Genomic DNA, 8,698 nt, shown 5'->3' with positions numbered 1-8,698 from the left:
GTGGACATGTTCGTGGTCCTCGCGGGGCGCGGTGGGATGGGGGCGTCGTATGCGAGCACCACGCGGCGACCGGGCCTGAGCCGGGAGAAGAGGATGCGGCTGTCCGAGAGACGGGAGATCTGAGATCTGGGAATCGAGATTCAGGTGTCCCTGGGACGGCCCTGCATCGAGGTCGCATCCACGCGGTCGTACGGGCGTAGGCCGGAGCCTGGGCCGTACTGCGTGATGATCGCGAACCTCAGATGCGCAACGTCCACCTCTATCGGAGACAACAAGGACGCTGTGAACGATAGGCGACCGCGCGGGAGGACGCAAAGAGTTTCCGGAGGCTGCTTCCGCGGGTCCCTTCTGCTAGCCTCACCGCTAAATAGAACGCTCGTTTTAGAGGGGGTTGTGATGCGGGAAGCACCACAGAAGCCGTCGGTCACCGTCGTCGGACTGGGGCCGATGGGGCGCGCGATGGCCGGGACGTACCTCGACAGCGGTCACCCGGTGACCGTGTGGAACCGGACCACGAGCAGGGCCGACGACCTGGTCGCCAGGGGCGCCACGCTCGCCGCCGGCCCGGCCGAGGCGCTGTCCGCCAGTGAGTTCGTCGTCCTGAGCCTGACCGACCACGAAGCGATGTACGCCGTCCTCGGGTCCGCCACCGACGCCCTGCCGGGCCGGATGCTGATCAACCTCGGCTCGGACACCCCCGACAAGGCGCGGGCGGCGGCCACCTGGGCGGGCGGTCACGGCGCGCGGTACCTCACGGGCGGGGTGACGACGTCGCCCGACGGGATCGGCGACCCGGGCTGCGTCACCTTCTACAGCGGCCCGAAGGGGGTGTTCGAGGCCGGGCGTGAGGTGCTGGAAGTGCTCACCTCGACCGACTACCGGGGCGAGGACCCGGGGCTGGCCGCGCTGTACTACCAGCTCCAGATGGGTGTCTTCTGGACGACCTCGCTGGCTTTCCTGCACTCCCTCGCGGTCGCCGACGCGCACGGGATCAAGGCGGCCGAGGTGGTGCCGTACCTCTCCACCACCGCGCGCTCGATGCCGGACTTCTTCGGCTTCTACAGCCCGCGCATCGACGCGGGCGAGCACCCGGGCGACGTCGACCGGCTCGCCATGGGCGTGGCGAGCGTCGACCACGTGGCGCGGACGTCCAAGGACGCCGGGGTCGACGCCTCGCTCATCGAGACGGTCCTGGCGATCTTCGAACAGGGCGTCAGGGCCGGGCACGCCGAAAGCAGTTTCACCAGCCTGATCGAGGGCTTCCGCAGGCCCTGAGTCGGCGCGCCCCGTGCGGGGCGTTTCGCCGTCCGACGGCGCCCGCCTAGGCTCGGGACATGACCGACCCCGGCCGCCCACCGCGCGACAGCGGCGCCAGAAGCGGCGAGCGCGGCTCCGTACCGAGGTCGATACTGCCCGGCGCGCTGGCCGTCCACGCCGACGCGAGCGACGCGAGCGGCAGGGGCGGCCGTGTCGGCGGCCCCGTCCGCCGCACCGCGCGTGACTGGGCCGTCGACGCGCTCGCCTTCGCGTGGGCCGTGGGTATCTGGGCGGTGCTGGTCAGCCGCCTGGACACCTACGACTACCTCCCGGACTGGCTCGTCGCGCTGGACGCGCCGCTCGGCGCGGTCGCCTGCCTCGGCCTCTGGTGGCGCCGCCGCTTCCCGCTCCTCCTGGCGCTGATCATGGTGGCCGTCGGCGCCCTGACCAACAGCGGCTCCGGCGCGGGCATAGTGATCATCCTCAACCTCGCGCTGCGCGTCCCGTGGCAGCGCTCGCTGCCGGTGCTGTGCGTGATGATCGCGGCCGTCGCACCGTACGTACTGATCTACTCCGTCCCGTACGAGGGCGGCTGGGCCGCCGCCGTCTTCGTCCTCGCCTACTTCCTGGTCTTCTTCGCCTGGGGCAGCGCCCTGCGCGCCCGCCGCCTCCTCGTGCTGAAGCTGCGCGAGGACGCCGACCGGGAGCGTACGGAGCACGCCCGCCGCCTCGCCGAGTCGAGGCGCGCCGAACGCACCGCCATCGCACGCGAGATGCACGACGTCCTCGCCCACCGCATCTCGCTGCTGTCCGTGCACGCCGGGGCGCTCGCGTACCGCACCCGCAAGTCCGAGGCCGGTTCCGGCGCACAACTCAGCGGCGCCGAGATCGCGGAGAGCGCGCAGGTCATCCGGGACAACGCGCATCAGGCGCTGAACGAGCTGCGGGACGTCCTGTACGTGCTCCGCACCGACACCGACAGCGGCGAACCCGCCCCGCCGCAGCCGGACATGGCCGATCTGCTGGGTCTCGTGGACGAGGCGCGGGCGGCGGGCCAGACGGTGGACTACGGCGCGGAGGTCGACTCCGAGTCCGAACCGCCCCGGCCGCAGCTCCAGCGCACCGCCTACCGCGTGGTCCAGGAGGGGCTGACCAACGCCCGCAAGCACGCGCCCGGTTCACAGGTGAAGGTCAGGGTGTACGCGGGGTCCCCGCGCGAAGAGGTGACGGTCGAGGTCAGCAATCCGCTGCCGGCGGGAGTGGCCGAGTCGGAGATCCCCGGCGCCGGCGCGGGCCTCACCGGACTGCACGAGCGGGTCGAACTCGACGGCGGCACACTGCGGCACGGCTCGGTGGACGGCACGTTCACGCTGAGCGCGCGGCTGCCGTGGCACTCGCCGCCGGGCAGATGACAATCGCCGGACGGGCTGGAAGCAGCCCGTCCGGCGATTGAACAGATCACACGTCACACGTCACACGTCACACGTCAACCGGCTCAGACGCCGATGTCGCCGCCGTCCTTGCGCCAGACCGCCACGACCGCCGGGCGGACCATCTTGCCGCGCCCGTCGGGCCACGCGCTGAGCGGGTTGTCGACCGTCGCGCCGTCGATCTCGCCCGGGTGCTGCACCGCGACCAGGACACGGCGGTCCTGGATGATCGGGCCGCAGGTCTCCGCGCCGTTCGGGACGGTGAGGAACTGCTTCAGCTCACCGCGCCGCTCCCCCTGCGTCGCCACGCCGAATAGGCCGTCGTGCGAGCCGAGCTGGGCACCGTCGGTGGAGATCCACAGGTTGCCGTGGTCGTCGAAGGCCACGTTGTCCGGGCACGAGATCTGGCTGACCTTGTCCTTCGGGAAGCCCGCGAAGTACGTCGCCGGGTCCTTCGGGTCGCCCGCGACCAGGAACAGCCGCCAGGCGAAACCGTCGCCCGCCGGGTCGTCCCAGTTCTCGGCCAGCTCCAGGATCTGGCCGTGCTTGTTGGCCTTGCGCGGGTTGGCCTCGTCCACGCCCGCCTTGCCCGCGGCGCCGCGGTCGCTGTTGTTCGTCAGCGCGACGTACACACGACCGGTGCGCGGCGAGGGCTCGACGTCCTCGGGGCGGTCCATCTTCGTGGCGCCGACCTTGTCACCGGCCAGGCGCGTGAAGACGTACACCTCTTCGGCGGTCATGCCGGGCACGTGCGACACGTCGCCGGTGGCGAGCGGGATCCACACGCCGGAACCGTCGAACTCGCCGTCCTTGGGGAGCTTGCCGCTGCCGTCGATGTCCTCGACCGGGCTGTCGCCGGTCAGCTTCGCGACGTAGAGCGTGCCCTCGTCCAGCAGCGTGAGGTTGTGGTCGCGGGCGGCGCGGCTGTTGCCCTTCTTCATCGCCTTGGACGAGACGAACTTGTAGAAGTAGTCGAACTTCTCGTCGTCGCCCATGTAGACGACCGCGCGGCCGTCGGTGGTCAGGCGCGGCTGCGCGGCCTCGTGCTTGAAGCGGCCGAGCGCGGTGCGCTTGCGCGGGGTGAAGTCGGGGTCGTACGGGTCCAGCTCGACGACCCAGCCGAAGCGGTGCGCCTCGTTGGGCTCCTGCTTCAGGTCGAAGCGCTTGTCGAACTGCTCCCACTTGCGCTCGGTGGCGGCGGTGCCGATGCCGTAACGCTTGTCGGTGGCGCTCGATCCGTTGGCGAAGTACTGGTTGAAGTTCTCCTCGCCCGACAGGATCGTGCCCCACGGGGTGGTGCCGCCGGCGCAGTTGTTCAGCGTGCCGTAGACCTTCTTGCCCGTACGGTCGGCCGACGTGCGCAGCAGGTCGGAGCCCGCGGCCGGGCCGGTGAGCCGGAACTCGGTCGTGACGGTGATACGGCGGTTCAGCTCGTGGCGCGGGACGATGGTGAGCTTGCCGCTGCGCGGCTCCTCGTCCACCACGACGACCGACAGGCCGTGCGCGGCCCAGGCGATCTCGACCTGCTCGCGGGTGGGCTTGGCGGCGTCGTAATCCTTGAACATCAGGATCTCGTCCGTGTACTCGTGGTTGGCCACGAGGAGCTGCTTGCCGCGCTCGCTCTTGAGCGGCAGCAGGCTCAGGAAGTCGTTGTTGTAACCGAACTGGCCGGCCTGCGCCTTGGCGGTCTGCTTGTTCGCGTTGAACTCCGGGGCGCCGCGCAGGATCGGGTCGCCCCAGCGGACGACGATGTTCTGCGTGTAGCCGTCGGGAACGGTCACCTTGTCGGCGGTGTTGGGCGCGACGGGCGTGAAGCGCAGACCGCGCGCGCCGTCGGGCTTCTTGCCGCCCTTGCCGTTGCCGTTGTCGCCACCGACCAGGGGAGTGGCGGAGGCGGGGGTGTTGCCGGTGCCCGCGACGATCGCGGTGCCCGCGGCGGCGGCGACGGTCACGACGGCGGCGCCGCGCATGATCGACCGGCGGGAGAGCGCACCCGCTATGACGTCGCCGACGTACTCGTTGTCACTGGTGTTGGGCGTCTCGTGGAAACAGGCGTCACCGCAGCGGTAACGGCAGGTCATGGCGGAACGTCCGCCGGGGTGCGAGTTGAGCAGCGGCAGCAGTTTGCGCACTTTCCCCTCCGGTGGGCTTTGCTCGGCGCGCCCTGCGCCGACACTGTGTCGGGATATGTACGGCGGCGACGCTATGCGCGTAGGCACCCGGTTCGGCGGCCTGAAGATGAACGCGGAATGAATGTGCGTCGACCGGGCCGCCGAGGCGGCCACACCGCCACCACATTCCAGGTCCCGGGGCGCCCCTGCCGGAGAGGGCGCCGGGTGGCCGCTAACCTTACGTATCCGCCGTGGCCAGGGATGCTGAGTTCCGGTCGGGGTATGCCCCCGGATCCCCTGTCCCAAGTACGGATATATGCCGCACCCAACTCATCTGAAAGGCCTCGCCCATGGGCATTCGGAGCTTGCTGCGCAAGGTGTTTGGTCGCGAGCGTGCGGAGCGTGACGAGTCGGCGGCCACGACGGTACCGGCCCAGACCGAACGTACGCATCAGCCAGAGACCTCGACGCCAGTCACCTCGACGCCGACTACGACCACGACGACGGCCACGGTGCCCGCACCGGCCAAGGAGCCGTCACCCGCCGCCGCCGCGAAAGTGACGGCGGAGAAGTCCACGACGAAGACGGAGACGCCGAAGGCGGAGAGGCCCGAGAGGTCGGAGGCGGAGAAGGCCGACGACCTGGTCGCCGCCGCGTTCGACAACCCGCGTACGTCGACGCCGGAGCCGAGCGTCCCGGCCCAGACGAAGCGGGAGGAGCCGAAGACGGCGACCGTCCCGGCGCAGGCGGTCTCCGCGCCGGAGCCGGTGAAGACACCGGAGCCGGAGCCGGTGGCGGTGGTCGTACCCGAGCCCGAGCCGGTGGCCGAGGTCGTCGTACCGGAGCCTGTGGTCGTCCCCGAGCCCGAGCCGGTCGTCGTACCCGAGCCGGAGCCCGAGCCCGTCGCGGTGGCCGAGCCCGAGCCCGAGCCCGTCGCGGTGGCCGAGCCGGAGCCGGAGCCCGTCGTCGTACCCGAGCCCAAGTCGGAGACGACCCCCGCCGCCAAGCCGGCGCACTCCCTCGCCCAGGTCAAGTCGCGCGCGCCCGGCCTCGTCGACGCGTACAAGGCGGCCGGTGCCGCGCTCAAGGACGCCGGTCTGGCCGGGGAGCGGGCGACCGTCTACCTGGTGCTGGACCGTTCGGGTTCGATGCGCCCGTTCTTCAAGGACGGCAGCGCCCAGCACCTCGGCGAGCAGACGCTCGCGCTCTCCGCGCAGTTGGACGAGTCGGCGACCGTGCAGATCGTCTTCTTCTCGACCGAGATCGACGGTACGGGGGAGGTCTCCCTCTCCTCGTACGAGAACCGGGTGGACGAACTGCACGCCGGACTCGGCCGCATGGGCCGGACGAACTACGCCGCCGCGGTGGAAGAGGTCGTCGCCCTGCACGAGAAGGCGGGCAACCCGGGCCCGGCGCTGGTGATCTTCCAGACGGACGGCGCGCCCGAGGCCAAGGTGGCGGCGGAGAAGGCGTTCGCCGCGGCGGCGAAGCTGCCGCTGTTCTGGCAGATCGTGGCGTTCGGCGAGCCCGAGGCGAAGGGCTTCGACTTCGCGAAGAAGCTCGGCGCGGACGAGAAGGCCCCCAACGTGGCGTTCTTCCACGCGGGCCCGACGCCGAAGGACCTCCCGGCCGCCGAGCTGTTCAGCAACCTGCTGGCGGCGCTGCCCGCGTGGTGGGCCACGCACAAGGCCTGATCGCACCTGAAACACCACGAGACGCGCCCTCCGGTGAACGACGACGGAGGGCGCGTCTCGTTTCCCACCCCCCGTACGGGCCAGGCCCGTTGTCAGTGCCGGGTGACATGCTCCGGTTCCATGGACAAGCACCAGTTCTGGCAGCTCATCGAGGCCGCTCGCGAGCAGGAGCGGGATCTCGGGGACGGGGAGCACGCGCGAGCGGTGGCGCGGCGGGCGGGCGAACTCCTCGCGGGCCGGGCCGTCGAGGAGATCGTCGCCGCCCAGCAGATTCTCTGGGACCTGATGGCCGAGTCGTACACGAGCCCGCTGTGGGCCGCCGCCTACCTCACCAACGGCGGATGCTCCGACGACGGATTCGACTACTTCCGGGGCTGGTTGGTGGCACAGGGGCCGGACGTCTTCGCACAGGCGGTCGCCGACCCCGACTCCCTCGCCGGACTGCCCGTCGTGCGGGCCGCCGCGGCGGAGGGCTTCGAGTTCGAGTGCGAGTCCGTGCTGGGCATCGCCTGGAACGCCCACATCAAGGCGACCGGCCGGCAGCTCCCCGACAGCGCGTTCACCATTCGGTACGAGGCGCTGGACCCGGACTGGGGCTTCGACTTCGACGACCACAACGAGATGACCCGCCGCCTCCCCCGCCTGGCGGCCCTCTACTTCTAGTCGAGTTCCGAGGCCCGCGGCCCGGCGGGGTCGTGGGTGATCAGGTCGCCCGGCTGGCATCCCAGCACGTCGCAGATCCTCGACAGGGTCGAGAAGCGGATGGCCTTGGCACGGCCGTTCTTGAGCACGGACAGGTTGACGACGGTGATGCCGACCTGCGCGGAGAGTTCGGTGAGCGTCATCCCGCGCTCGGCGAGGATCCGGTCGAGGTGGATCTGGATCCCGTGCAGTTCCTCTTCGGCCATCAGATGGTTCCTTCGAGGTCCTCTCGCATGCGCACGCCCTCACGCATGATCCGACCCATGATCACCGCGGCGAGCCCGGCGAGGATGAGCACCTGCGGCCCGGACCACTCCGGCCCCGACCCGACGATCGGCGCCATGCTCGCCACCAGCCAGGACTGCGACCACCCGGCGACCAGCCCGGTCACGGGCGTACCGACGGTGACGGCCCAGCCGAGCACGGACAGCCGCCGTGCGGCGGTCTCGGTGAACGGCCCTTCCTGAACAACGGCCTTCATCAACCGCGAGAACAGCAGCAGCGCGACGAATCCGAAGAGCAGCCAGGGCAGTTGCACCCCGAGGTCCGCAGCACGCTGCCCAGCGGAGGGGTCGGCCTGGCAGAGCCGCGTCGCACTGCTCGACGCCGCCACGCCCTTGCCGAGGCCAAGATCGTCCGCCAGCGTGGCGTTGGCCCAGAAGCCCGTCGTCACGCATATGTCCCCGTCGTCGGCCAGATGTACGGCCCCCTTGCCGAGGAAGGCGAGCCCGGAGAGCATCGCCAGCACGAAGGTCAGTGAGGCCAGAGTCCTCGTGAGTCGCGTGTTCATCGGATCGCTCCCTATCGATTTTCGATATGCCAAGACGTGCGGAGCATATCGTTATTCGATGGGTCGATGGCAAGGGGTCACGGCGACTACTTACCGCTACGGCCGCTACCAGGACCGCGCGCGCCCGCCCGGCTCGACCGCGAGCCCGAACCGCTCAACCCCGGGCCTGCCCTGCCCGACCCACCACGTCACGGCGGCCTCCACCTCGTCCCACAGCCGGCGCGACCCCGACTGGTGGACCCTGGCACCGGCCTCCCCCTCGTGGAACTCGGCGACGGCCCACGACCGCCCCCGCAGATCGAAGAACCACGCCTTGCCCGCGGCCTCGCCGGTCCGGTTGACCACATGGGCGCAGTCGGGCACGCGAAGCCCTGTCAGGAACCGTACGGATTCGTACCGCCCGCCCAAGTCCCCCAGCGTGAGGGGCGTTCGGGACGCATCGGCGTCGCCGGGGACGTCGGGGTGCGCGGGAACGTACGTACGGAATCGGTCCCAGTCCAGCCGCTGGTCACGCAGCTTCATGAACTCGACCATGCGCAGGAACGGCCCGGACGCGCCCCCGTCGTCCCCCACGGTCAGCCGGACGAGCGCGTCCTGGTCGCTGTAGTGCGTCCCCCAGGGGGCGAGGACGACCCCGCCGGGCCGGGTCTGTTCCAGCCAGCGCGGTGGCAGGTCCCGTACGCCCGCCGTGGCGATCACCCGGTCGTACGGTGC

General features: G+C 70.6%; 8 protein-coding genes. 4 read left to right on the top strand and 4 right to left on the bottom strand.

What is annotated here, in order from left to right; translation table 11 throughout:
- The first annotated feature begins 396 nt into the window (after positions 1-396).
- Positions 397-1,275, top strand: coding sequence for an NAD(P)-dependent oxidoreductase (locus BHU15_RS15830; protein ID WP_069627780.1), 879 nt, complete (start codon positions 397-399; stop codon positions 1,273-1,275).
- Between the two features lie 59 nt (positions 1,276-1,334).
- Positions 1,335-2,669 carry a sensor histidine kinase gene (locus BHU15_RS15825; protein ID WP_079128166.1) on the top strand — a complete coding sequence of 445 codons (1,335 nt, stop codon included), beginning with the start codon at positions 1,335-1,337 and terminating at the stop codon, positions 2,667-2,669.
- Positions 2,670-2,752: 83 nt separating this feature from the next.
- Here the strand turns inward: BHU15_RS15825 and BHU15_RS15820 are convergent, their stop codons facing one another.
- Positions 2,753-4,819, bottom strand: coding sequence for a PhoX family protein (locus tag BHU15_RS15820; protein ID WP_069627779.1), 2,067 nt, complete (start codon positions 4,817-4,819; stop codon positions 2,753-2,755).
- A 491-nt stretch (positions 4,820-5,310) separates the two neighbouring features.
- On the opposite strand from BHU15_RS15820, the gene BHU15_RS15815 reads away from it, so the two are divergent.
- Both BHU15_RS15815 and BHU15_RS15810 read left to right on the top strand, forming a co-directional pair.
- Positions 5,311-6,492 (top strand): VWA domain-containing protein, encoded by a 1,182-nt coding sequence (locus tag BHU15_RS15815; protein ID WP_368483206.1) that lies wholly within the window; start codon positions 5,311-5,313, stop codon positions 6,490-6,492.
- Positions 6,493-6,612: 120 nt separating this feature from the next.
- Entirely contained in the window at positions 6,613-7,155 is a 543-nt protein-coding gene (locus BHU15_RS15810) for a DUF4240 domain-containing protein (protein WP_069627778.1), read from the top strand.
- Here the strand turns inward: BHU15_RS15810 and BHU15_RS15805 are convergent.
- From BHU15_RS15805 to BHU15_RS15795, 3 genes are all read right to left on the bottom strand, one after another.
- Positions 7,152-7,400, bottom strand: a complete 249-nt coding sequence (locus BHU15_RS15805; RefSeq protein ID WP_069627777.1) for a helix-turn-helix domain-containing protein — start codon at positions 7,398-7,400, stop codon at positions 7,152-7,154. The two genes, BHU15_RS15810 and BHU15_RS15805, sit on opposite strands and share 4 nt — an antisense overlap.
- A complete protein-coding gene (locus tag BHU15_RS15800) occupies positions 7,400-7,984 on the bottom strand; it encodes a DUF2975 domain-containing protein (RefSeq protein ID WP_023540139.1) in 585 nt (194 codons plus the stop codon). The genes BHU15_RS15805 and BHU15_RS15800 overlap by 1 nt, the downstream gene beginning before the upstream one ends.
- 105 nt (positions 7,985-8,089) lie before the next feature.
- On the bottom strand, positions 8,090-8,698 hold a 609-nt coding region (locus BHU15_RS15795), incomplete at its 5' end, for a methyltransferase domain-containing protein (RefSeq protein WP_497210033.1).

The organism is Streptomyces niveus (assembly GCF_001723055.1).
GTDB classification, from domain to species: domain Bacteria; phylum Actinomycetota; class Actinomycetes; order Streptomycetales; family Streptomycetaceae; genus Streptomyces; species Streptomyces niveus.
This window is presented reverse-complemented; position numbering and strand designations above follow the sequence as displayed.